This window comes from Nocardia sp. NPDC051981, from assembly GCF_040680715.1.
Taxonomy (GTDB): domain Bacteria; phylum Actinomycetota; class Actinomycetes; order Mycobacteriales; family Mycobacteriaceae; genus Nocardia.
In genome coordinates, this window is sequence record NZ_JBFAXK010000011.1 from 1 (window position 1) to 21,814 (window position 21,814).

The window sequence follows — 21,814 nt, forward strand, 5'->3', positions numbered from 1 at the left end:
GACTCGATCAGCACCTGGTAACGACGCATATCGATGATGTGATCGACATGCTCGATATCCACCGGACACTGCTCCACACACGCACCACAGGTCGTGCACGACCACAACACCTCGGGATCGATGATGCCGCCCACATCCTCACCACCGACCAACGGCCGCTCCGCCTCCGCACGCGCGGCCTCCGAGATCCGCGACAGCGCACGCTCGTCCGGCTTGCCCTCCGCATCGACCAGACCGATCTCCTCACCGCCCATGTCCTTACGGCCACCCGCAAGCAGATACGGGGCCTTCGCGTAACCGTGGTCACGCAGCGACATGATCAACAGCTTCGGCGAGAGCGGCTTACCGGTATTCCAGGCCGGGCACTGCGACTGACAACGACCACACTCGGTACAGGTCGTGACATCGAGAATGTCCTTCCACGAGAAGTCCTCGAACCGGCCCACACCGAAAGTGTCAGCGTCCGGATCCGCGGTCTCCATCTCGATCGGCCTACCACCCGACATCATCGGCTTCGCCGCACCCAGCGCGACATCACCATCAGCCTCACGCTTGAAATAGATATTCGGGAACGCGGCGAACCGGTGCCACGCCACACCCCAGGTGACATTGCGGCCGACCACCACGACCCACACCAGCGCCGTCATCAGCTTGCAGAACGCGAAGACCGACACCGCCGCGGCGCTCGCGGGCAGCAGCTTGGCGATATACATGCTGACGAAGTCGCTGGCGGCATGGTGCTCACCGGTGTAGGCCTGCACCAAGGCTTTCACACCGACCATGCTGATGCCCTCGGCGAGCACGATGAACTCGACGAAGTAGGCCGCCAGGAAGTTGGAGCCGGAGAACCGCGAGAGCCGCGCGGGCCGCCGCGGGTGGTTGGCCTGCCGAATGATGATGAGCGCCAACGCACCAACGATGGTGCCCAGGCCCAACAGCTCGTCGAGCAGGTGATAGACGAGGGTGTCACCGATCCACGGCCACGTGAAGGTGGGGCTGAAGATCTGCCCCTGCGCCTGGAAGACGGTGACGAACCCGAGCAGGAAGCCGACCATGACCAGCCAGTGCGCCCAGCCGACGGTCCGGAACTTCACCATGCGGGTGTGCGCCGCGAATTCCTTGACCAGGGTGGCGATTCGGGGCAGGAACGGCCCGAACCGGTCCGGTGCCGGCTGCCCCAGCCGGATGGTGCGCACGATATTGCGCACCGCCAAGACGAACCCGGCCCACGCGGGCACACCGACCAGTATGGAGATGATGCCCAGCGTTATTTGCAGGGGGCTCATGCAGTGGCCTTTCATTCACGAAGCGACGCAGTGTCGCTCGGCGCTCGTCGCATCATAACTTGCGCTAAGTTACCCATGGGTAACTTAGCGCAAGTTATGTTACCTTCGGGTAGGGTTGCACCATTCCCGGCGGACCCAGTGCCCCACGCGCGCCGGATGCGTTGTGCCGCAAATTCATTCGGCCGTCTGCTGGCTCCGATCGTCGCCTGTGCCGCCGACCTCGAGACGAGGGTGGCCCTCTCCACCCTCGGCCAGCTGCTTGTCGCGGACCACCGGCGCACCCTCGGAACCGGACGGGTCGGGTGCGGGCTGAGGTGTAGTTGGTGGACTCGCGCCCGCCGAGCTGGTCCCCGTCCTCCACCGACCGCGCTGCCCTACGCTGACCGGCATGAAAGCAGCCGACGTCCTCGACCTGCACCGGGCCTGCGCCCGGGCCGGCCTCACCATCTGGATCGACGGCGGCTGGTGCGTGGACGCGCTGCTGGGCGAGCAGACCCGCCCGCACAGCGACCTGGATATCGCGGTGCGCCGCGGTCAGGCCGATCGGGTGCGCGAAATCCTCACGGGGATGGGCTATCTCGCCGACGCCCGGCCGGACCACACGGCATGGAACTACGTCATGTCCAAGGGCCCGGACACCTCGGTCGACATTCACGTGTTCGACCACGACGCCGACGGTCGTGTCACCTACGGCATCGAATATCCCGCCGATTCCCTGACCGGCACCGGCACCATCGACGGCGAAGAGGTCGACTGCATCTCCGCCCCATGGATGTTCACCTTCAAAACCGCCTACCCGCCCGCCCCCAAGGACCGCGCCGACGTCCAGGCCCTCGCCGCCAGATTCGGCTTCGCCATCCCCGCCTCGCACCGATAGCCGGAACTACCAGCGGGCCATGGGCATCGGACGCGTCGGATGGGTCAGCGCATAGCGGGCAGCTTGCCGGGCCAGGAATCATCGATCTCCCGCCGATGCCGATCGAGCACGGCATCCACAATCGGATGAGAACCCAGGATCTACATCCGATCGTCATGTCGCATCGACCCTGAATTCGAGGAGGCAGCGCTGATCGGTCAGGTCGGTGATCGCGTCCAGCGCGAGGCCGTGGGGCATGCACAGCGCACGGAACTCGTCGACCCGGCGCTCCCGGCCTCCATACATCACCAGCATGGCAAGGTTGAATTCGCTACCTGCCCAGCGATCTCCGACCGGTTCCACGATCAGTAGCCGCCCGTCCGGACCAGCGGCTTCGACGCACCGGCCCACAATGCGGTGGGCGTGCTCGTCATCCCAGTCGTGCAGGATGTCGACGAGCAGGTATGCCTCCGATCCAGCCGGGAGTGGATCGAAAAAACTACCGGCCGTAACCTCGGTGCGTCCTTCGAGGCCGTGAGCCCGGAAGGTGCGATCGGCTTCGGCGGCGGTCGGTGCCAGGTCGACCAGATGGCCGCGCATGCGGGGGTTCGCTGCCAGGATTGCCGCGAGCACACTTCCCCGGCCGCCACCGACATCGACGATGGTGCCGAACCGGGACCAGTCGAACCCGGCGACCAGTCGCGGAAGCTGCTCGCGCATCCGCTGCGTCATCTGACGGTCGAACGACTCGCGCAGCCCGGGGTGGTCGGCCAGGTCGGCCCAGAAGTCCTGCCCGTATCGCCGGGAGTAGCCCGCTCCCCCATCGCGGATACTGTGTGCGAGTTCAACGAACGCCAATTCGGCCCGTCCACCCGCGGCCTTCAGATGCAGCAGCTCGGTCAGTCCATTGCCCGCGTCGGCGCGGAGGTTGGCACCGAAATCCGTTGTCCGGTACCCGGTGCCGGTTTGTTCGACGACTCCGAGCGTCACCAGATGGTCGAGCAGGAGTCCGAGAGCGATGGGATCGGCGCTGACCCTGAGCGCCACCTCCTCGACCGAAGTACCCTCCCCGGCAAGCTGATCCGGCAATTCCAGGGTCACCGCTACTCGCAGCGCCATCGGCGTGGCCAGCCCGGCCATCCGGCGGATCGATTCGACATCGTCGGTACCTCCCACGAGATCCACTGTGCCGTGGCCTGTTCCCGGTCGCACAGGCGGGAGGTCCGACGGCTCCGGCGAGCCGGTGATGAACAGGTACGCGAAGGCGGCTCCGCTAGATCTCAGCCGCGGGCCGGAGATCCATGGCCTGCTGGTGGGCGGCTGTCGGCCAGGCGATGTCGTCGACGGCGAGCCAGGAGGTTACGGCGACGGCGGTGGGGGTGATGCCGGAGAAGGCGACTATGTCGCGGTGGAGGTGGGATTGGTCGGCGTAGCCGGATTCGGCGGCTACGCGCGCGGGGTCGGTGCCGGCGGCCAAGCGGTGGACGGCGTGGTCGAAGCGGATCAGGGTGGCGGCTCGTTTGGGGGGCAGGCCGAGTTGGGTCTGGAATCGGGACCACAGGCGTTTGCGGGTCCAGCCGAGTTCGTCGGCGAGGGCGTCGACCCGGACCAGGCCGTGACCGGATCGGATGCGGCGCCAGGCCCAGACCACCTCCGGGTCGGCCGACGGCGCGGCCGCGTAGCGGCGGGCGAGCAGGGCCTCGATCAGTGCGAAACGTTGGTCCCACGACGGGGTTTCGGCCAGTTGTTCGCGGATCAGCGCGGACTCGCGACCCCACAGGGCGTCCAAAGGCACCAGGGCGTCGGACAATTCGGCGAGGGAGACGCCCAGGAGCGGACCCGCGATCAGGGGAGACAGGCGCACCTGCACACATTCGATCTGCGCGCCGCGCACGCGCCGGGTGCCGGTCCCGAGCCCGCCGACCAGGCTGCCCTCGCACCGGCCCGCGGCGTCGTCGACGGTGACCGCGCCGGTACCGAACTCCAGCAGCAGGGTGATGTCGGGATGCGGCAGCGCCAGCTGATCAACAGGATTCACCCCGTGATCGCGGAACCCGGCCATGCGGATACCGGGGAGCCGGCCGGGCCGCGAGGGGCAGACGACATCCCAGACAGGTTCGGGTGCGGTGACGCGCACGCCTTCATGGTGGTGGCCGCGGAACATTTGTTCAAGCCGGAGGGGTGCGGCGACGGCGACAGTTGGTGCGTGAATTCCTCAGCCTCACGCCCCGGCCATTCGGAAGAAACTCCGACCCGACTCCCCGGCCACTCGCAAAGAAAGCAGGCCCGCCACCGGCAGGAACAACGTGCCCGCCGACCTGGCCGCAGGTACGGCCCGCGACGCCCGGTGGCCGCGACCGTCGTCAGCGTGCTTCTCGTCCTGGGCTGCGCCGCGGTGACGACACCGCAGAGCGCCGCTGCCACAGGCGATTCGACGCTGACCGTCGACGGCCAGGACATCCACATCAGCCATGACGGCCCGGCCGATGATCCCGCTCTGGTGCTGATCCACGGCCTCGGTGCGTCCGCTCACTGGTGGGACCAGGTGGTGCCGCTGCTGCCCGGCTATCACGTCATTCGCGTCGACCTGCTCGGCCACGGCGGATCCGCCAAACCCGCCGATGACGAGTATTCGATTCCGCAGCAAGGACATCGGGTCGCCGGTGTGCTGGACCAGCTCGGCATCCGGCACGCCCTCGTCGTCGGCCACTCCACCGGCGGCGCCGTCGCCGCCTCGGTCGCCGAACAACGCCCCGATCTGGTGACCGGCCTGGCCCTGATCGACGCCGGCCCCGCCATGAGCGACGACACCTCCGAAGGCCCGGCCTCCCAACTGCTCACCACCCCCGGCGTCGGCGACCTGCTCTGGCAGGTTCGCACCGACGACCTCCTGCGTCAGGCCCTGCACAGCGCCTTCGCCACCGACACCTACCCGATACCCCAGCAGTTCGTCGACGACCTGCGCGGCATGACCTACCACGCTCTCATCGCGACCGACGCCGCCAGCACCGACTACATCACCCGGCGCACCCTCCCGGACCGCCTCACCGACCTCGGCAAACCCCTCCTGGTGATCTTCGGTGACCAGGACCGCCGCTGGCGCCCCGACACCGCCACGGACGAATACCGCCGCGTCCCCGGTGCGACAGTGACGACCATCCCCGACGCCGGACACTCCCCCTTCGTCGAGACCCCCGCGCGCACCGCCGAAATCCTGTTGCCCTTCACCAGGATTCACGCCTCGTGAACGGCACCGAACCCGTCACGAGAGGAGCACGCGGCGCCGGGATCGAGCGCGGGCCTATGGTGGTCACAGGGAAAGGCAGGTAGCTGAGCCGACGGAGGCGGTCGTGGCAACCGAGGACAGGAAGCGAGCAGCACACCGCGCCCTGGTGGACCGGGTGCTGAACGGGACGGGTACGGCGCCGGAGGACCTGCGCGCCCGCGCCTTTCACAATGCCGATCTTCCGCCCCCGTTACGCGAACTCATCGACAAGGTCGCCACCAGGCCGACGCGGACCGCCGACGCGGACTTCGCCGCCGCCGAGGCCGCGGGCTTCAGCCAGGATCAGCTCTTCGAACTGGTTGTCTGCGCTGCGGTCGGCCAGTCGGCCCGGCTGTACGAGGCCGGGCTCGCCGCCCTGGCAGCCGCGGAGGAGGACGCCTGATGCGACCGGATGTTCTCAACAACGGCTACCGCCCGGCGACCAAGCTCCTGTTCGGCCTCATCAGACTGTTCTCCCGCCAGCCCGTACCGGATGCCGCGAAGCTGGTCTTCTACCGCCCCGACTTCTATGGAGCCCAGGCGAAAACCTTCACGCACGAGGCCATGCGCGGCCCCTCGGCCTGGTCGGTCGCCGACCGGGAACTGATGGCCGCCTATATCTCCAAGGTCAACGACTGCGACTTCTGCATCGGCGCGCACACCGCCACCGCCGCCCAAGCCGACGCGGATGACGACCGTGTCCAATCGGTCCTGACCGATGTGGGTTCGGCGCCGATCGAGGACGGTCTGCGGGCAACCCTCCGGATGCTCGGCACACTCACTCGCGAGGGCACGGTGACCAGCGCGGACATGCGCAAGGTGCTGTCGGCCGGCGTCACGCCGCAGCAGATCGAGGACGCCCTGGCGGTCTGCGCGGCATTCAATACGACCAACCGTCTCGCCGATGCCTTCGACTTCGCACTCCTCACCCCGGCGGCCTTCCACGCGGGTGCCGAGTACCTGCTCAAACGTGGATACCGCTAGACGGTCACCGGTCCTGGGGACGATCGCGGTGTTTTGCGGTGCGCTTGTAGCGGCGGCCGCTCGGGATCGGTTGGGACGCATTGGATCTGCGGAGTTCGTAACGCTGACGCCACGCGGTGAGGTCGGGGCGTTCCGCCGGTGCCGAGCCGGCACGATCGGCAGGTGCGGGCTTCATGGGGTCCCCCTGGGTGATTCGGATCCGTGGACGCGAACACGGTAGGGCGTACAACGCCCGGGCTCCAGCGAATATTGCCGGAGCCCGATCAGCGGGTGGCGCCGGAATCGGGCAGCGAACCGGGAGTGTCGAAGGGCACCACGGGTTCTCGCACGCCCATGGCCTGCTGCGCACTACCGGGGTACGGACCGTAGGTGATGGCGGAACCGTACTGGGGCCCGGCGAGCACGGCCGGATCGGGGCGGCTGCCGCCGAACGGGAGGAATTGGCCGCTACCGAGATCGTCGGAGGTGCTGAGGGCGGTCAGCAGGAGCGCCACCACGGCCGCGGCCAGCGGCTGGGCGATCAGCGCGGCCCAACCCTCCACGGCGGGAGCGAAATTCACGATGGAGTGGACAGCAGGATGCTGGGGGCGGGTGTGCAACTGCTCGGCGACGGCCTCCCCCACCACCTTCATCAGGAAGGCGCCGCCCAGCGAGCCGAGCAGAATGCCCGACAGCAGCACGGGCCCCCGCGCCCGGCGCCAGCGCCAGGCCGCGGCCGTGCCGAGGACACCGAGCACGATGCCGATCAGCACGAAAATGGCGAGGGCATCGAAACGATGCATGCTCTCGCCGGTGAGGGCGGTGCCGCGGTCGGGTTCGACCACCAGCAGCTGCTCGGCGGGAGCGAGGAATGCCCACACCACTCCGGCCAGGGCGCTCACCGCGACCAGTGCGGTGCACACCACCGCCGCCGCGCGCACTTCCCGCATCAGTACGTCGACGCGTAGTCCGCCCGGCTCGGCGGTGAGTGTGGTTGCCACTAGCGGTGTTCCAGGCTCGTGGAGTCGAGAACACCGTGGCGGGAGCATTTCGCCCACCAGCCGTCGGGGCTGACCTGCACGATCATGCGGCGGCCGCACTGTTCACAGAAGCGCGGGGGCTCGAGGCCCAGAGCGGCGGCCGCGGGAACCGGATCATCCAGACCCGGCACGATCCGCTTACCCGTGAAAGGGTTGTAGCGCTCCTCGATGTCCACGATCACCTCGATGGATCCTTCGTGTCTCAATAGCAGTGCACGGTAATGCGGGCCGCAGAGACCGTACCGCCACGGTACCGGTTTTCCATAGCCCGCTCGTCTCAGAGGGTTTCGTTGAGCGCCTTGATCGGCATCTTGAGCTCGCCGAGCAGATCGATGTCGGCCTCGGCGGGACGGCCCAGGGTGGTCAGGTAGTTGCCGACGATGACGGCGTTGATGCCACCGAGGATGCCCTGCTTGGCGCCCAGGTCGCCGAGGGTGATCTCACGGCCGCCCGCGAAACGCAGGATGGTGCGCGGGAGGGCCAGGCGGAAGGCCGCGACGGCGCGCAGGGCGTCGGCGGCGGGCAGCACCTCGAGGTCACCGAAGGGGGTGCCCGGGCGCGGGTTGAGGAAGTTCAGCGGAACCTCGTCGGGCTCCAGTTCGGCCAGCTGCGCGGCGAATTCGGCACGCTGCTCCAGGGATTCACCCATGCCCAGGATGCCGCCGGAGCAGACCTCCATGCCCGCCTCGCGCACCATGCGCAGGGTGTCCCAGCGCTCGTCGTAGGTGTGGGTGGTGACCACGTTCGGGAAGTGCGAGCGCGCGGTCTCGAGGTTGTGGTTGTAGCGGTGCACGCCCATGGCGGCCAGCTGGTCCACCTGCTCCTGGTTGAGCATGCCGAGCGAGCAGGCGACCTGGATGTCGACCTCGTTGCGAATGGCCTCGACGCCCGCGGCGACCTGCGCCATCAGCCGCTCGTCCGGACCGCGCACCGCGGCCACGATGCAGAACTCGGTGGCGCCGGTCTTGGCGGTCTGCTTGGCGGCCTCCACCAGCGACGGGATGTCCAGCCACGCCGCGCGCACCGGGGACTGGAAAAGGCCGGACTGCGAACAGAAGTGGCAGTCCTCCGGGCAGCCGCCGGTCTTGAGCGAGATGATGCCCTCGACCTCGACCTCGGGCCCGCACCACTTCATGCGCACGTCGTGCGCCAGGCCGAGCAGCTCCTCGAGCCGGTCGTCGCCGAGGCGCAGCACCTCGAGGGTCTGGTCCTGGGTCAGGCCGACGCCGCGCTCGAGCACCTGCTCGCGGGCGATGGCGAGAATGTCATCGCCTGCTGTGGTCACAGCATCGGTGGTGACGGCTGCCTGAGTCATGTCCGCGCGAATCCCTTCGTCCGACCGGTGTGGCCGAGCAACTTGAACGGTGTTCAGGGTAGGCTAGCAGTCCGGAACGTGAGCCGGAACACGAGAGGGTCGGGTTTTTCAGTGCAACTCCATCGCACGGACGTGGTCGACGGGGCCATCGCCATTCTCGACCAGTACGGTCTGGCGGACCTCACCATGCGCCGGCTGGCAAGCTCGCTGCACGTCCAGCCCGGTGCGCTGTACTGGCACTTCCCCAACAAGCAGGCGCTGCTCGGTGCGATCGCCGACCGGATTCTCGCGCCCATGGACGAACCGGTCCGGGCCGACGAATGGTCCAAGCAAATGACCGAATTGGCGCACCGGCTGCGCGAATGCCTGCTGGCCTACCGCGACGGCGCCGAATTGGTCTCGGCCACCTACGCTTCCCGCCTCACCACCAGCAAGGGCCGGGAACGCCTGGCCAGCGCCGCGATTCGCGCGGGCATGACGCGCGAGGAAGCCGAACTCGCCGCCTACACGCTGCTGTACTACGTGCTCGGCCAGACGGTGGACGAGCAGTCGCGCATCCAGATGGATTCCGCGGGCGCACTGACCGAGGAGAACTCGCCGCTCTACGACATGCCCGACGCCACCGCACGTTTCGACTTCGGGCTGCAACTGTTCGTCAGCGGCGTCCGCCACCTGCTGGGCAGCCGCATCCGCTGATCCGCCCGGCCGCTGACGACGCGGTGCGCTGCTTCGCCGATCGGGTCAGCGCCCGACCGAGACCACCGCCGCCTCGTCGGCCTGCACCTGCCGCACGAACGGCACCACCTGCTGCTCGATGACCGCGTTGTACTCCTGCGGCCGCTCGATCGGGTTGGCGTGCCCGGTGGTTCGCGTGGTCACCACCAGTAGCGTCCCGTTCACGCCACCGACCTGGTCGATGAGCACCTTGTGTGAGTACTCCACATCCACGATCGGATCGTCGTACGGGTTGTGCGGCCGGATGAACACGATGGCCGGACGGGGTTTACCCGCAACGGGTTTGGACAGCGCCCGCAGATCGTCGACCGCGCCGCCGGCCACGATGGCCTTGAACTGGGCCTCGATCAGGCCGTTGCTGGCGGCATTGGTGTTCAGGATCTTGTCGCGCAGAACGTTCTTCACCGCTTCGCGGAACTCGTCGCCGCGGATCACATAGCGTCCGCCGACGAAACTCCCATGGCGCGCATACGTTTCCACGATCAGCCGCAGCAGCCGGCTCTCCCGCGCGCCGGGCAGCCAGCCCATCCAGCGCAGCATTTCCTCGCCCTGGTCGCGGCTCTCGGGGCGGACCGCGTTCAGATCCACCGGCGTGCAGTCCAGGAGCACCGCCCGCACCCGCTTCCTGCTGTCCTGGTGCAGGTGCTTGGCGATCTCCAGCGCGATGACCCCGCCCATACTGTGCCCGGTCAGCACCACGTTCGGCACCTTGGCCGCGTCGGTGACCTTCACGATCAGATCCGAGATGACCTTGGTGTCGATACCGGCATTGTCGTAGCGCACCGCCCACACCGATCCCAGCCGCCGCAGCGAGGGCAGCGCCCGGGCGGTGTCACTGGCGTCGAGGACACCCAGCCCGACCAGATCGAAGACGGCGGTGCCGCCGGCCTGCGGGTCCGACGGGCCCGCGATGGGCAGCACGGCGGGTTCGGTGCGCGCCAGCCGCGCCTGCTCCGGCAGCACGTCCAGACCCATGTATTCGGCGAAGGCGCCCAGCGCCACCAGCGGCACCAGGCTCAGCCGCAGGACCAGCAGCCGGGTCCGCCGCCAGCGGACCCAGCCGACGCCCGAGCGGGTCGCGCGCAGGCGCGCGCGACGCCGCCGGTCGTCGTAGTCGGCGACGCCGGACGGATTCGGAAAACCCGGCAGCGCCATACCAATCAACTGTACGAATTTCCGGCTGGTCATCCAGGCTTGTGCTGCCGGCCATCTCCTGGTAGCCCACAGGTCATCTCGGTGGGCGGTGCTCATCGCCGCGCAATGCCGAGGGGTCGACGGCGAATTCGCGGGCGATGTCAGCGGATTTCGCGGCCGGCGTCAGTCCTCGGCGGCCTGCTCGGCGTGCTCGGCGAGTTTGGCCAGGGCCGCGCGGAAGCCGATCTCGTTCTCGTCGGGCGAGAGCCCCGGCGGCAGGTTCTCGTGGCACGCGGTCACGCGGGTCCCGCCCGGGACGTCGTCGAGGGTGTAGGTCACCGTCATCTCGCCGCGCAGATCGGGGTCGTCCGTTTCGAATTCGAGGGTCTGCACCACCTCGCGATCGGGCACGATCCGGGAGAACACACCGTGGAAAGTGTCGGTGTGCGGGGCCGTCTTCCCCGCCCGGGTGTGCAGGTCGTAGGTCAGCGAGATCCGGATCCGCCCGCCGACGCGGGGATCGAACTCATGGATGCGACCGGTCATGCCGTCGGGAACCATCCACGTGCGCACCGAATGCGCATCCAGGAGCGCCCGGAAGACATTCGGACGTGGGGCACCGACGAACTTCTCGACTCGAGTGGAAGGCACCGCGCCACCCTACGCCCGATGTGATGAAAATCACGACAACTCCGCCGAGCTGTCCGATACGTCCTCGGGCGCGACCGGCAGCGTGAGCGTGGCCAGGGTGCCGCCGCCCGGCGCCGGAGCCAGGGTCACCGAACCGGAATGGACGGTCGCCACCCAGCGCACCAGTGACAGGCCGATGCCGTGGTGTCCGCGCGCCCCGACCGCGCCACGCCGGAAGGGATCAGTGAGCGCAGGGTCCAGGCCGGGCCCGTGATCGCGCACCAGCACCTGCCCCGCCGCCACCCGCACCTCCACGGGCGTGCCGCCGTGCACCAGGGCATTGTCGATGAGATTGCGGACCGCCAGGGCCAGCAGATCCGGATCCGCCAGCACCGCAGTGGGTTCCGCGATGAGGGTGACGTCGCCGCCGGATTCCGCGACCACGCCCTCTACCAGCTGGTCCAGGTGCAGGCGCTGCCGATCCAGTTCGCCCACACCGGTTTCGGCGCGGGTACGGGCCAGCAGCCCGGCCACCATGCGGCCCATGCGGTCGGTGAGCGCGCGGGCGTCGGTGACCGCGCGCCGGGTGTCGGCCGGATCACGCAGCGCGGCATCCAGATAGAGCCGCAAAGTGGCAAGGGGCGTGCGTAATTCGTGCGAGGCCTCGGACAGGAAGCGCTCCTGCTGGTCGAGCATGCGCACCGCCGGGCGCATGCTCACCCCGGATAGCAGGTGCCCGGCCAGGGCGGCCAGCGCCACCAGGGTCAGCCCGCCGACCCACAGCGCCACGACCAGGCTGCGGTGGTCGCTCTCCCCCGGCGCCGGGTCGCCGCCCGCGAAAACGACGGCGCCGACCGTGGAGTCGTTGTCCCAGGCCGGGGCCGCCGCCAGCCGTACCGGATGGCCGTCGCGGTCGGTGCGGCTGTGCCACTGGGTGTCCTCGGCATCGGCGGCCCGCTGCGCGAGTCCGGTCAGGTCCGCGGGCAGTCCGGATCGCCTGTGCACGAACAGTTCCTGCCAGCCGCCGTTCTGGTCGCGGACCAGAATCGCGACGGCGCTGGGGCCGCTCGCCAGATCGTCGTCGCCGCGCACGGTCTCCAGATCGATGCCGCCGTCCTCGTTCCAGTACACCTCGCGCGCCAGCCCGGTCACCACCCGGTCGACGCCCGCGTCCAGGGCCTTCTCCCGCGAATGCCCATCGATAGAGGCCGCGAGGGACGCGAGCACGATCAGGCAGACGGCGGTCAGCGCGGTGAACAGCCCGGTCAGCAGCCACCGCGTGCGCCGCAGCCGGCCCGGCGTGGTCGGTTGCGACGTGGGCCCGCTTCGCCGCCAGCGGGCGAGCCGGCCGCGCGAATCATGGTCGGCCGCACCAGGATCGGCGTTCGCCGGTCGCGCACCCGCATCACCGGGGCGACCGTGGGATGTCGTGCGCCGCCGGAACTTCACGGCGTGATGGTGAAACCGGCGCCGCGGACGGTTTCGATGAGGGGCGGGGCGCCGAGCTTGCGGCGCAGCTGGGCTACCACGACGTCGACCACGTTCGACACGGGTTCGGCCATTTCGTCCCAGCAGCATTCGATGAGTTCGGCGCGGGTCACGACGGTGCCGGCGCGGACCGCGAGGAGCTCCAGGACACCGAACTCCTTGGGAGTCAAGGTGAGCAGTGTGCCCGCGCGGTGGACGCGGCGGCGCGGCCGGTCCACCACGAGGGTGCCGACGACCGTGCGGGTGGGTGCGGGCAGCTCCCGGCGACGGCACAGCGCGCCCACACGGGCGGCCAGTTCGTCCATGGCGAACGGCTTCACGACGTAGTCGTCGGCGCCGTGGGCGAAGCCGTCGAGCCGGTCGGCGAGGGCGTCGCGGGCGGTGAGCATGACGACCGGGGTGCGCTGCCCGGAGTCCCGATGGGCGCGCACCAGGTCGAGGCCGTCGCCGTCGGGCAGGCCGCGGTCGACGACCAGGCAGTCGTAGGTATTGACGGTGATCTTCAGATCGGCGTCGGCGCAATCGCGGGCCAGGTCCACTGCGAAACCGGCCGCGCGCAACCCGGCCGCGACCTCGTCGCCCAGATTCCTGTCGTCCTCGCACACCAGTACCCGCACCTGCGCAATTACAGCATCCGTACCGGTCACGCGGCCACGACCCCGGGCAGCGGACGCGGGGAACCGGGCAGGACGTCCGCGGCCGGGACGCCGAACCAGCTCTCGGCGAGGGTGGCGTAGAACTCGGTCATATCGACCGTGGCGCGCAGATTGCCGTCCGCGTCGAGGGCGCGCAGTGACGGTGTTTCGCCGAAGACGCCGGGATTCGTCGGCCCGAGCAGCAGGGCCGTCCCGGCCGCGCCGTGGTCGAGACCGTCCGAGTCGTTCACCGGGACGCGGCGGCCGAATTCGCTGTACGCGGCGACGAGCACGCGATCGGCGATGCCGCGGGCGGCCAGGTCCCGGCGGAAGGCGGCCAGCGCCGTGTCGAGCTCCCGCATCAGGGTCTCGTAGCGGCGCGGGTGCTTCGCATGGGTGTCGAAGTCCGCGCCCATGGGGACGTGCACGATGCGCAGGCCGTGGTTGTCGTCGGCGAGCAGCCGTGCGGCCAAACGCAATTGGACACCCAGGTCACTGCCCGGATAACCGTCCGCGGCCGCCGGGAGGGTAGCCGCCATATCCGAGAATCGCAGCGCGGCCGCGCTGCCCGCCCGGGCGGTGGCGAAGAGCGGTGCGTCGGCGCGGTCGGGGTGCGCCATGGCCCGCTGGGCTGCCAGCCAGGCGGCGCGGACGTTCTCGTCCTCGAAAACCGGGAACAGGCCGTCGTTTCCGGCATCCACGGACAGTGTGGTGACCCGTTCACAGGCGAGCGCGGGTGTGGTGCCGACGCCCAGCGACACGCCCACCGCGGGTGCGGCCGGGTCGCCGAGGTGGTCACAGAGCCGCCCGAGGAATCCGGTGTCCGGGCGGGCGGTGCCCTCGGGATCGCCGGTCTGCCAGCGGTGCAGCATCTCGAAATGCGACAGATCGGGTTTGGCGGTGCCCACGCCCGGAATCACCGAGACGCCCCCGGCGGCAAGTTCGTTCAGCTGTGGATGCAGGCCGAGCGCGCCGTCGATGGCGTGCACGTGCTCGGCGGCGATGGCGGTGCCGCGCCGCAGGTCGCGGTAGCGGGAGTCGGCGTAGGGCACGGCCATCGACAATCCGTCACTGCCCCCGGCCATTTCGATCACCACCAGCCGCCGCTTGTCGAGCGCCGCCGCCCGTATCGGCGCGGGCGGATGCCAGACCTCCGGCGCACCTGACGAGCCGAGCAGCCGATGGCCCGCCACCCCGCCGACCACGGCCGCCGCCCCGGCGCCGATACCCGCCCGCAGCACGGTGCGCCGATTCAACGAGACCATGGAAAGTCCTTCCGGTTCATGCCAGCGTGAATTCCGGCGAGGTGATGACCAGGGCCAGCAGGGCCGTCGCGGCCTGTTCCGGGTTCCGGCGCAGTTCGAACGCCAGATCGCGGGCGGCGGTGCGGGTTCCGGGGCTCGGGTCGAAGATCGAGGCGCGGGTGAACGCGGCCGCGACCGGGTCGCCGGCCCCCGCGATCTCGGTCAGTGCGGGGGCGTTCACCGCCAGCGCCGCTCGCGCGACGGCCGCACCCGGCGCGACCCACCGATTCCCCGGCGGCCAGCCCGCCACATTCGGCGGATAGAACGGCGATTGACCGAGCGCGGTCATCGTCTCGAAAGCGGTTGCCGCATTGTCGATCCCGCACACGGCGAGGGCGGCGGTGACCCATTCGACCGGATAGCGCGGGCGCGTGTACCTCGCCTCCGCGAACGACGGATCGTGCAGGATCGCCGCCGCCAGGGGCCGAATCTCCAAGCGCGCCTGCGTGAATACCGCAGCCAGCTCGGCCACCCGCTGCTCTGACGCGACCCGGCCGACCAGGAAGTGGTGCAGTTTCGCGGCGATGAACCGCGCGCTCTCGGGCCGATCGCACAGCACGTCGACGGCATCGCGGACGGTGGTCACCTGGCGTCCCAGCAGCTCCACGGCCCGCTGATTCCCGGATTCCGGATCGAATGCCACCGACCCGTGGTCGTCGACACTCCATCCGGACAAGGCGACCGCCGCGGCCTCCACATCCCGCTGCGTGTACTTGCCCCGCCCCACAGTGAACAACTCCATGAGCTCTCGCCCATGATTCTCATTCGGCGCCTGCGCAACCGACCCGGCGCCGTCCAGCCACTGCAGCATGGCCCCGTCCACCGTCACCGCCTGCGCCAGCTCCCGGAAATTCCCCAGCGCGAATTTCCGGAACAACAGGTGCTGTCGCCACATCAGGTCCCAGGTGTCGACCTTGTCATGGCTCGACGTGAAATGCCCATGCCAGAACCACACCATCTTCTCGTGCACCCCGGCCGCCGGATCCGCCATCGCCCGCAGCCACGAACCAACCGGCCCGCTCGACGCGGCATCGGCCTCCTCGTCGAACATCGGCGTCGCAGGCACTATCGGAGCGACGTCCAGCACACTCTCGATGACATCCCCGCCACCACCCCGGTCTACGAGGGCCTCTACCCGCCCCGGAAATGGCCCGAAGGTGGTGCGCCGCAATACATGTGCAACGGCAGCCAACTCATCCATGCCCTCAGCATGCGGAACCGCCCGTTAGAAATTCATGAGGCAACCCACCCACCACCTGTCCTCCGCATCGCGCCGGCGGCACTTCGCGTCGCCGGCGCGGCTAGCAGACGGCGAGGATTGCGGCTCTACGAGGCACCGACCTACCCCGCCGATCGCTAGGCATGGGTCAGGAGGTGGCCGGCGGTCCAGGTCGGGTCGAACCAGGTGGGGGCGGCGGCGGTGAAATCGGGGCCGGGCCAGGAGCCGGCACCGGAGGGGATGGAGCCGATGAGATCGACGCCGGTTACGGCGGGGAGGTCGGTGCGGTTGCACTCGGAGGCGAGATCGGGGGTGGCGGGCCAGGATCCGATGACGAGGCCTGCGCAGGGGACGCCGGCGGCGGTCAGGGCTCGGGTGGTCAGTTCGCTGTGGTTGAGGGTGCCGAGGCCGGGGGCCGCTACCAGTAGTACCGGGGCGCTGAGCTTTTGGGCCAGGTCGAGGAGGGTGAAGTCGCCGATGCGAACGAGCAGGCCGCCGGCGCCCTCGACCAGGACGAGGTCCGCGTCCGCGCAGGACTCGATGCCGGCGATGGTCTCGGACAGGGTCAGCAGCGGCTGGCCGCAGCGCCGGGCGGCGGTGTCGGGGGCCAGGGGCTCCGGGTAGCGGGCCAGTTCCAGGGTGCGGGTGACCCCGCTCAATCGGGTGATTTCGGCGAGGTCGCCGGGTTCGCCGGAGGCTACGCCGGTTTGGGCGGGTTTGCAGACGGCGACGTCCAGACCTGCGGCGCGGGCGGTCGCCGCCAGGGCCGCGGTGACGATGGTCTTGCCGACGTCGGTGGAGGTGCCGGTGATGAACAGGAGGCGGCTCATGCCGGGACCACCTGCCGCCCACGGGCTTCGGCGAGGACCTCGCCGAGAACGGTTGCGATGGTGGCCAACTCGGCCTCGCTGAGGTCGGCGCGGGCGGTCAGGCGCAGGCGGGAGGTGCCCTCGGGGACCGACGGCGGGCGGAAGCAGCCGACGCTGAGACCGCGGGCGCGGCAGGCCTGGGCGGCGTCGTAGGCGACCTGGGCATCGCCGAGGATGACCGGGACGACGGCCGAATCCGGTTGGCCGACACCGGCGATGCGGGCCAGATCGGCGGCGCGGTCGAGCACCCGCTGGGCCATCTCGGGGTCGCTGCGCAGCAGCCGCAGGGCCGCGCGGGCCGCGCCGACGGCGGCGGGCGCCAGGCCGGTGTCGAAGATGAAGGTGCGGGCGGCGTCGATGAGGTGGGCGCGCACCCGTCCGCTGGCCAGCACCGCGCCGCCCTGGGCGGCAAAGGCTTTGGAGAGGGTCGCGGTGATCACCAGGTCGGGCTCCCCGGCCAGCCCGCACTCCTGCACCAGGCCGCGGCCGCCGTCGCCGCGCACCCCCAGGCCGTGCGCCTCGTCCACGATGAGCACCGCGCCATTGGCCCGGGTCACCCGGTGCAGCTCGGTCAGCGGCGCGAGATCCCCGTCGGCGCTGAACACCGAGTCCGTCAAGACCAGTGCACGTTCCTCGGTGCGCTCGGACAGCAGGCGGTCCACGGCCGCCGGGTCGCAGTGCGGTGCGATCTCCACCCGCGCCCGCGACAGCCGGCAGGCGTCGACCAGCGAGGCGTGGCTGCCCGCGTCCGAAACCACCAGTGCGCCACGACCGGCCAGCGCGGTGACCGCGCCCAGGTTGGCGGCGTAGCCGGAGGCGAACACCAATCCGGCCTCCGCGCCGACGAATTCGGCGAGTTCGGTCTCGAGCTGTTCGTGCTCGGCGGTGGTCCCGGTGACCAGGCGCGAGCCGGTCGCGCCGGCGCCCCAGTACCGCACCGAGGCGACGGCGCCCTCGATCACCTCGGGGTGGCGGACCAGCCCGAGGTAGTCGTTGGAGGCCAGGTCGATGCTCACCGTGTCGGAGGTGCGGGGGCGCAGTTCACGGCGCAGCCCGACGTCCACGCGCTCGGCGGCGCGCGTGTCGAGCCAGCTCAGGGGATCGGCAGTCACAGCTCGGAAGCATACTTGAACACCGTTCAGGGGGCCATGGGTGTCGGTACACGGCGCTATGCTGGGAAGTCGTAAGGAGGCTGCGCGATGCCACGATGGGCAATAGTGGTCGAGCAGACGACCGGCTTCGGCGACAGCAAAACCTGGAGTCCGAAGATCCTCACAGAGGTGGTGGGAACCCGCGAACAAGCCCTCGCGAAAGTCCCGGACCTCGTCTCGAAATTCCAACCCGATCATCCGAAGTTGATCAGCCGCCGCACCATCCTGCGCGACGGCGACACCTTCATGCTGATCGCCCGTGGCTGGTCCGACGACTATCACTGCGTATTCAAGGTCTGGGAAGTTTTGTCAGACAGTGACAATTCAGACAAGGTGCGCGAAAGACGGGCCAACCGTTGACGGCTCGCACCGCGAGAACCGACACAGCACCACACCGGTAGCCGAGACCGCGTCGGCCTACCGGACCAACCGGCCCAGCAGGGCCGACGCGGTGGCGACGCCGAGGGTGGCGGCCCCGGCCAGTACACCGAAGTCCAGCCAGAGGTCGGCCTGTGTGCCGATCAGCAGGCCACGCAGCGCGTCCACCTCGTAACTGAGCGGGTTGACGTGACCGACGACCCGCAGCCACGTCGGCATGAGGTCCACGGGGTAGAGCGCGTTGGAGGCGAAGAACAGCGGCATGGTGATGGCCTGGCCGATGCCCATCAGCCGATCCCGGGCGCGCACCAGCCCGGCGATGGTCATGGACAGACAGGCGAAGAAGGCCGTGCCGAGAAAGACCACGGGAACCGTGGCGAGCACGCGCAGCGGGTTGCCGGTGAGGGCCACACCCATGAGCAGCGCCACGATCACGATCACCAGGATCTGGGCGATGGCGCGAACGCCTGCGGCGAAACACTTTCCGGCGATCAGCGCGGCTCGCGGGGTCGGGGTGACGAGCAGTTTGGTGAGAATGCCCGCATCCCGGTCCCAGATGATCTGGATGCCATAGAAGATCGCGATGAACAGCGCCGACTGGGCGATCACGCCGGGGGCGAGGAAGTCCAGGTACGGCACCGAACCGGTGGGCAGGGCGTGCAGGCGGGAGAAGGTGGTCCCGAAGATCACCATCCACAGCACGGGCTGGATTGCGCGGGTGAGGACTTCGCTCTGGTCATGGCGCAGCTTCTGGATCTCCACCAGCGCGAAGGTGCCCATGCGGGAGGCCAGCCGGGGCAGGCGCGCCCAGCCGCGCGGGGCCAGGACCGGCGTGAACGCCGTGTCAGCCCGCGCGCCGGGCGGTCCGGCGAGTGCTTCGGACATTGCGCATGTTCCCTTCGGTCACATCGTCGAGGCCCTCTCCCGCGTGGTGCCGGAAGACATCCTCGAGGGTCGCCCCGGGGCCGATCCCGGCCTTCAGGTCGGCGGGTGAACCGGTCGCGCGCAGCACGCCCTGGTGCAGCAGCGCGATTCGATCGCAGAGCGCGTCGGCCTCGGCCATGTAGTGGGTGGTGAGCAGCACGGTGGTGCCGTAGCCGGCTCGCATCTCGGCGACCCGCTCCCAGACGCTGTCGCGCGCAATGGGATCCAGGCCCACCGTGGGCTCGTCCAGCACCAGCAGGGCGGGGCGGTTGACCAGGGCCTGGGCCAGTTCGAGGCGGCGGATCATGCCGCCCGAGTAGCCGCCGGCCAGCCGGTCGGCCACGTCCAGCAGGTTCATGGCGTCGAGCACCTCGTCCACCCGCTCGGCCCGCTCGGCGCGCGGCACGTCGAACAGCCGGGCGAACCAGGCCACATTCTGCCGCCCGGTCAGCCCGGCCTCGATCGAGAGTTGTTGCGGCACATAGCCGAGGTTGTACCGGACGTCGGCGGCACGGGTCGTGACATCGAGCCCGAACACCCGGACAGCGCCGGACTGGATGGGCATGAGCGTGGTGAGCAGCTGAATCGTGGTGGACTTGCCCGCGCCGTTCGGGCCGAGCAGGCCGAATACCTCACCGCGTTCGATGGTGAGGGCGAGATCGTCGACCACGGTGCTGGTTCCGTAGCGGTGGGTCAGGCCGACGCATTCGACGGCGGGCACGCTGGTCATCGGTCGCCTCCGCGGGAGTGCTCGCGTTCGTGCAGCAGATCGGTGAGGCGCGTCATGGCCGCCAGACCGTTGCGCAGTTGCGCGCGTTCGGTTTCGGTGAGCTGGTCGAGCGCCTCGGCAACCACGGCGTGCCGCTGCCGCCGCGTCTCGTCGGCGATCCGCTGTGCGTCCGGGGTCAGCGACAGTCGCATCGTCCGCCGGTCCCGCGGATCCGGCTCACGCACCATGAGCCCCGCCTTGACAGACTCGGTCACCAGCGTCGACACACTGTTCGGCGCCGAACCCAGTTCTCCGGCAGCCTCTTTCACCGAGATCCCCGGCCGCCGCCCCACCAGCCGCAGAAACTCCGACTGCGCCCCGGACAGCCCCGGCTCATCGAACGACCGCCCGGCCAGCCGGCCGACCTGCCGCCGCAGCCGACCCATGGAGCCGAACAGCAGCGTCATGAGCTCGGCATAGGCTTCGCTGTCGGCGTTCTCCCGGGGAGTCTCTGACACGCTCCCACAATAGCTCCGTTTCAGAGGTATTTCGACAGGAGCGCGAATCCGGTGGTCAGACGGCTGCGGCGGCGTACATGGCGGCGGCTATGCGGTGGACGTCGTCGCGGGTGCTGATGAAGGGTGGCATGCAGTAGATGAGGTTGCGGAAGGGGCGTAGCCAGACGCCGGATTCGACTGCGGCGTGGGTGGTTTTGCGCATATCCACCGGGTGGTCGAGTTCGATGACGCCGATCGCGCCGAGGGTGCGGACGTCGGTGACGGCGGGGAGGTCGCGGGCGGGGGCCAGGCCCTCGGCCAGGCCGGTGCGGATGTCGCGGACCTCGCGCTGCCAGTCACGCGAGAGCAGCAATTCGATCGAGGCCACCGCGACCGCGCAGGCGAGGGGGTTGCCCATGAAGGTCGGGCCGTGCATGAGGCCGCCGTGCGAGCGGCTGATGGTTTCGGCGATCTCGGTGGTGCACAGCGCGGCGGCCAGGCTCATGTAGCCGCCGGTGATGGCCTTGCCCACGCACATGACGTCGGGCCGGACACCCGCTTGCTCGGCGGCGAAAAGTGTTCCGGTGCGGCCGAATCCGGTGGCGATCTCGTCGAACACCAGCAGGACGTCGTGCTCGTCGCACAGTCGGCGCAGATCGGCCAGGTAGCGCGGATCGTGGAAGCGCATCCCGCCCGCGCCCTGCACCACGGGTTCCACGATGACCGCGGCCAATTCATGCGCGTGCGCGGCGAGGGTCCGCTCCAGCTCCGAGACGTACTGCGGCTCATAGACTTCCGGCGGCGGACCCGCGAAGACCTGCGGGACCAGGACATCGGTCCACAGCGAGTGCATGCCGCCCTCGGGATCGCAGACGCTCATGGGGGTGAAGGTGTCGCCGTGGTAGCCGCCGCGCCAGGTCATCAGCCGATGCTTCTCCGGCCGCCCCAGCGCCCGCTGGTACTGCAGGCACATCTTCACCGCGACCTCCACCGACACCGAGCCGGAGTCGCAGAGGAAGACCTTGTCCAGGCCCTCGGGCGTGAGCTCGACCAGCAACTGCGACAGCCGCACCGCCGGCTCGTGGGTGAGCCCGCCGAACATGACGTGACTCATCTTCCGCGACTGGGCGAGCAGGGCAGCGTCCAGTACCGGGTGCTGATACCCGTGCACGGCGGCCCACCAGGAGCTCATGCCGTCGACCAGTTCCCGGCCGTCGGCCAGGGTGAGCCGGGTGCCGGACGCGGAGGCGACCACCAGCGGAGCGGTGGTGGCCGGGAAGCCGCCGTACGGATGCCACACGTGGGCGGCGTCGATCGCGGTGATCTCGCCGGAGGGCTGCGCCCCGACAGGCTCGGTCGGTGCCGCAACGGTTTCGGTCAGTGCCGCAACAGGCTCGGTCGATGCCACGAGAAGTC

At 69.5% G+C, this 21,814-nt stretch carries 24 protein-coding genes; 6 read left to right on the forward strand and 18 right to left on the reverse strand.

Going from position 1 to position 21,814, the window contains the following annotated elements:
- Positions 1-1,286 (reverse strand): 4Fe-4S dicluster domain-containing protein (locus AB0L60_RS20165; protein WP_364615989.1); only part of this gene is annotated, 1,286 nt, incomplete at its 3' end.
- 388 nt (positions 1,287-1,674) lie between these two features.
- Between AB0L60_RS20165 and AB0L60_RS20170 the strand changes: the two genes are divergently transcribed.
- On the forward strand, positions 1,675-2,163 hold the full coding sequence (locus AB0L60_RS20170) for an aminoglycoside nucleotidyltransferase (RefSeq protein WP_364615992.1): 489 nt from the start codon (positions 1,675-1,677) through the stop codon (positions 2,161-2,163).
- 153 nt (positions 2,164-2,316) lie between these two features.
- On the opposite strand, the gene AB0L60_RS20175 is transcribed toward AB0L60_RS20170, so the two are convergent.
- Together AB0L60_RS20175 and AB0L60_RS20180 are read right to left on the reverse strand one after the other, a co-directional pair.
- Entirely contained in the window at positions 2,317-3,318 is a 1,002-nt protein-coding gene (locus tag AB0L60_RS20175) for a methyltransferase (protein WP_364615995.1), read from the reverse strand.
- Positions 3,319-3,415: 97 nt separating this feature from the next.
- Complete coding sequence (locus tag AB0L60_RS20180) at positions 3,416-4,279, reverse strand: helix-turn-helix domain-containing protein (RefSeq protein ID WP_364615998.1); 864 nt, start codon at positions 4,277-4,279, stop codon at positions 3,416-3,418.
- A 231-nt stretch (positions 4,280-4,510) separates the two neighbouring features.
- Here AB0L60_RS20180 and AB0L60_RS20185 point away from each other — a divergent pair, with 231 nt between their 5' ends.
- From AB0L60_RS20185 to AB0L60_RS20195, 3 genes are all read left to right on the forward strand, one after another.
- Positions 4,511-5,389 (forward strand): alpha/beta hydrolase, encoded by an 879-nt coding sequence (locus AB0L60_RS20185; RefSeq protein ID WP_364616001.1) that lies wholly within the window; start codon positions 4,511-4,513, stop codon positions 5,387-5,389.
- A gap of 103 nt (positions 5,390-5,492) precedes the next feature.
- Positions 5,493-5,810 carry a hypothetical protein gene (locus AB0L60_RS20190; RefSeq protein ID WP_364616004.1) on the forward strand — a complete coding sequence of 106 codons (318 nt, stop codon included), beginning with the start codon at positions 5,493-5,495 and terminating at the stop codon, positions 5,808-5,810.
- The gene (locus tag AB0L60_RS20195) at positions 5,810-6,391 is read left to right on the forward strand and encodes a carboxymuconolactone decarboxylase family protein (protein WP_364616007.1); all 582 of its coding nucleotides are present in this window, start codon (positions 5,810-5,812) and stop codon (positions 6,389-6,391) included. Before AB0L60_RS20190 ends, AB0L60_RS20195 begins: the two co-directional genes overlap by 1 nt.
- Before the next feature lie 263 nt (positions 6,392-6,654).
- On the opposite strand, the gene AB0L60_RS20200 is transcribed toward AB0L60_RS20195, so the two are convergent.
- From AB0L60_RS20200 to bioB, 3 genes are all read right to left on the reverse strand, one after another.
- Positions 6,655-7,371: a DUF2567 domain-containing protein gene (locus AB0L60_RS20200; protein WP_364616010.1), complete on the reverse strand. Its 717-nt coding sequence runs from the start codon at positions 7,369-7,371 to the stop codon at positions 6,655-6,657.
- Complete coding sequence (locus AB0L60_RS20205; protein ID WP_354843205.1) at positions 7,371-7,586, reverse strand: hypothetical protein; 216 nt, start codon at positions 7,584-7,586, stop codon at positions 7,371-7,373. Before AB0L60_RS20205 ends, AB0L60_RS20200 begins: the two co-directional genes overlap by 1 nt.
- 101 nt (positions 7,587-7,687) lie before the next feature.
- Positions 7,688-8,725, reverse strand: a complete 1,038-nt coding sequence (gene bioB / locus AB0L60_RS20210; RefSeq protein WP_354842846.1) for a biotin synthase BioB — start codon at positions 8,723-8,725, stop codon at positions 7,688-7,690.
- A 111-nt stretch (positions 8,726-8,836) separates the two neighbouring features.
- Between bioB and AB0L60_RS20215 the strand changes: the two genes are divergently transcribed.
- Positions 8,837-9,421 carry a TetR/AcrR family transcriptional regulator C-terminal domain-containing protein gene (locus AB0L60_RS20215; protein ID WP_354842849.1) on the forward strand — a complete coding sequence of 195 codons (585 nt, stop codon included), beginning with the start codon at positions 8,837-8,839 and terminating at the stop codon, positions 9,419-9,421.
- 45 nt (positions 9,422-9,466) lie between these two features.
- On the opposite strand, the gene AB0L60_RS20220 is transcribed toward AB0L60_RS20215, so the two are convergent.
- The 8 genes from AB0L60_RS20220 to AB0L60_RS20255 all read right to left on the reverse strand — a co-directional run bounded on the left by AB0L60_RS20220 (position 9,467) and on the right by AB0L60_RS20255 (position 17,851).
- Positions 9,467-10,615 carry an alpha/beta hydrolase gene (locus AB0L60_RS20220; protein ID WP_364616015.1) on the reverse strand — a complete coding sequence of 383 codons (1,149 nt, stop codon included), beginning with the start codon at positions 10,613-10,615 and terminating at the stop codon, positions 9,467-9,469.
- Between the two features lie 162 nt (positions 10,616-10,777).
- Positions 10,778-11,245 (reverse strand): SRPBCC domain-containing protein, encoded by a 468-nt coding sequence (locus AB0L60_RS20225; RefSeq protein WP_364616018.1) that lies wholly within the window; start codon positions 11,243-11,245, stop codon positions 10,778-10,780.
- Between the two features lie 30 nt (positions 11,246-11,275).
- Positions 11,276-12,673, reverse strand: a complete 1,398-nt coding sequence (locus AB0L60_RS20230; RefSeq protein ID WP_364616021.1) for a HAMP domain-containing sensor histidine kinase — start codon at positions 12,671-12,673, stop codon at positions 11,276-11,278.
- The gene (locus AB0L60_RS20235) at positions 12,670-13,359 is read right to left on the reverse strand and encodes a response regulator transcription factor (RefSeq protein WP_364616024.1); all 690 of its coding nucleotides are present in this window, start codon (positions 13,357-13,359) and stop codon (positions 12,670-12,672) included. The genes AB0L60_RS20230 and AB0L60_RS20235 overlap by 4 nt, the downstream gene beginning before the upstream one ends.
- Complete coding sequence (locus AB0L60_RS20240) at positions 13,356-14,612, reverse strand: DUF1501 domain-containing protein (RefSeq protein ID WP_364616027.1); 1,257 nt, start codon at positions 14,610-14,612, stop codon at positions 13,356-13,358. The genes AB0L60_RS20235 and AB0L60_RS20240 overlap by 4 nt, the downstream gene beginning before the upstream one ends.
- Positions 14,613-14,628: 16 nt before the next feature.
- Positions 14,629-15,852: a DUF1800 family protein gene (locus tag AB0L60_RS20245; RefSeq protein ID WP_364616030.1), complete on the reverse strand. Its 1,224-nt coding sequence runs from the start codon at positions 15,850-15,852 to the stop codon at positions 14,629-14,631.
- A 155-nt stretch (positions 15,853-16,007) separates the two neighbouring features.
- On the reverse strand, positions 16,008-16,700 hold the full coding sequence (gene bioD, locus AB0L60_RS20250; RefSeq protein ID WP_364616033.1) for a dethiobiotin synthase: 693 nt from the start codon (positions 16,698-16,700) through the stop codon (positions 16,008-16,010).
- Positions 16,697-17,851, reverse strand: coding sequence for an 8-amino-7-oxononanoate synthase (locus AB0L60_RS20255; RefSeq protein WP_364616036.1), 1,155 nt, complete (start codon positions 17,849-17,851; stop codon positions 16,697-16,699). Before AB0L60_RS20255 ends, bioD begins: the two co-directional genes overlap by 4 nt.
- 105 nt (positions 17,852-17,956) lie before the next feature.
- Between AB0L60_RS20255 and AB0L60_RS20260 the strand changes: the two genes are divergently transcribed.
- Positions 17,957-18,250: a hypothetical protein gene (locus AB0L60_RS20260; RefSeq protein ID WP_354842875.1), complete on the forward strand. Its 294-nt coding sequence runs from the start codon at positions 17,957-17,959 to the stop codon at positions 18,248-18,250.
- 57 nt (positions 18,251-18,307) lie between these two features.
- On the opposite strand, the gene AB0L60_RS20265 is transcribed toward AB0L60_RS20260, so the two are convergent.
- The 4 genes from AB0L60_RS20265 to AB0L60_RS20280 all read right to left on the reverse strand — a co-directional run bounded on the left by AB0L60_RS20265 (position 18,308) and on the right by AB0L60_RS20280 (position 21,722).
- Positions 18,308-19,048, reverse strand: coding sequence for an ABC transporter permease (locus AB0L60_RS20265; RefSeq protein ID WP_364616535.1), 741 nt, complete (start codon positions 19,046-19,048; stop codon positions 18,308-18,310).
- A gap of 64 nt (positions 19,049-19,112) precedes the next feature.
- Positions 19,113-19,922, reverse strand: a complete 810-nt coding sequence (locus AB0L60_RS20270) for an ATP-binding cassette domain-containing protein (RefSeq protein WP_364616040.1) — start codon at positions 19,920-19,922, stop codon at positions 19,113-19,115.
- Positions 19,919-20,419, reverse strand: coding sequence for a MarR family transcriptional regulator (locus AB0L60_RS20275; protein WP_364616043.1), 501 nt, complete (start codon positions 20,417-20,419; stop codon positions 19,919-19,921). The genes AB0L60_RS20270 and AB0L60_RS20275 overlap by 4 nt, the downstream gene beginning before the upstream one ends.
- Before the next feature lie 55 nt (positions 20,420-20,474).
- Positions 20,475-21,722, reverse strand: coding sequence for an adenosylmethionine--8-amino-7-oxononanoate transaminase (locus AB0L60_RS20280; RefSeq protein ID WP_364616538.1), 1,248 nt, complete (start codon positions 21,720-21,722; stop codon positions 20,475-20,477).
- Positions 21,723-21,814 lie beyond the last annotated feature (92 nt).

Excerpts from the sequence above, each read along its gene's own strand:
- AB0L60_RS20170 (WP_364615992.1), top strand. The coding sequence starts at position 1,675 with ATGAAAGCAGCCGACGTCCTCGACCTGCACCGGGCCTGCGCCCGGGCC.
- AB0L60_RS20195 (WP_364616007.1), top strand. The coding sequence starts at position 5,810 with ATGCGACCGGATGTTCTCAACAACGGCTACCGCCCGGCGACCAAGCTC.
- bioB (WP_354842846.1), bottom strand. The coding sequence starts at position 8,725 with ATGACTCAGGCAGCCGTCACCACCGATGCTGTGACCACAGCAGGCGAT.
- AB0L60_RS20220 (WP_364616015.1), bottom strand. The coding sequence starts at position 10,615 with ATGGCGCTGCCGGGTTTTCCGAATCCGTCCGGCGTCGCCGACTACGAC.
- AB0L60_RS20240 (WP_364616027.1), bottom strand. The coding sequence starts at position 14,612 with ATGGTCTCGTTGAATCGGCGCACCGTGCTGCGGGCGGGTATCGGCGCC.
- AB0L60_RS20245 (WP_364616030.1), bottom strand. The coding sequence starts at position 15,852 with ATGGATGAGTTGGCTGCCGTTGCACATGTATTGCGGCGCACCACCTTC.
- bioD (WP_364616033.1), bottom strand. The coding sequence starts at position 16,700 with ATGAGCCGCCTCCTGTTCATCACCGGCACCTCCACCGACGTCGGCAAG.
- AB0L60_RS20265 (WP_364616535.1), bottom strand. The coding sequence starts at position 19,048 with ATGGGCACCTTCGCGCTGGTGGAGATCCAGAAGCTGCGCCATGACCAG.
- AB0L60_RS20270 (WP_364616040.1), bottom strand. The coding sequence starts at position 19,922 with ATGACCAGCGTGCCCGCCGTCGAATGCGTCGGCCTGACCCACCGCTAC.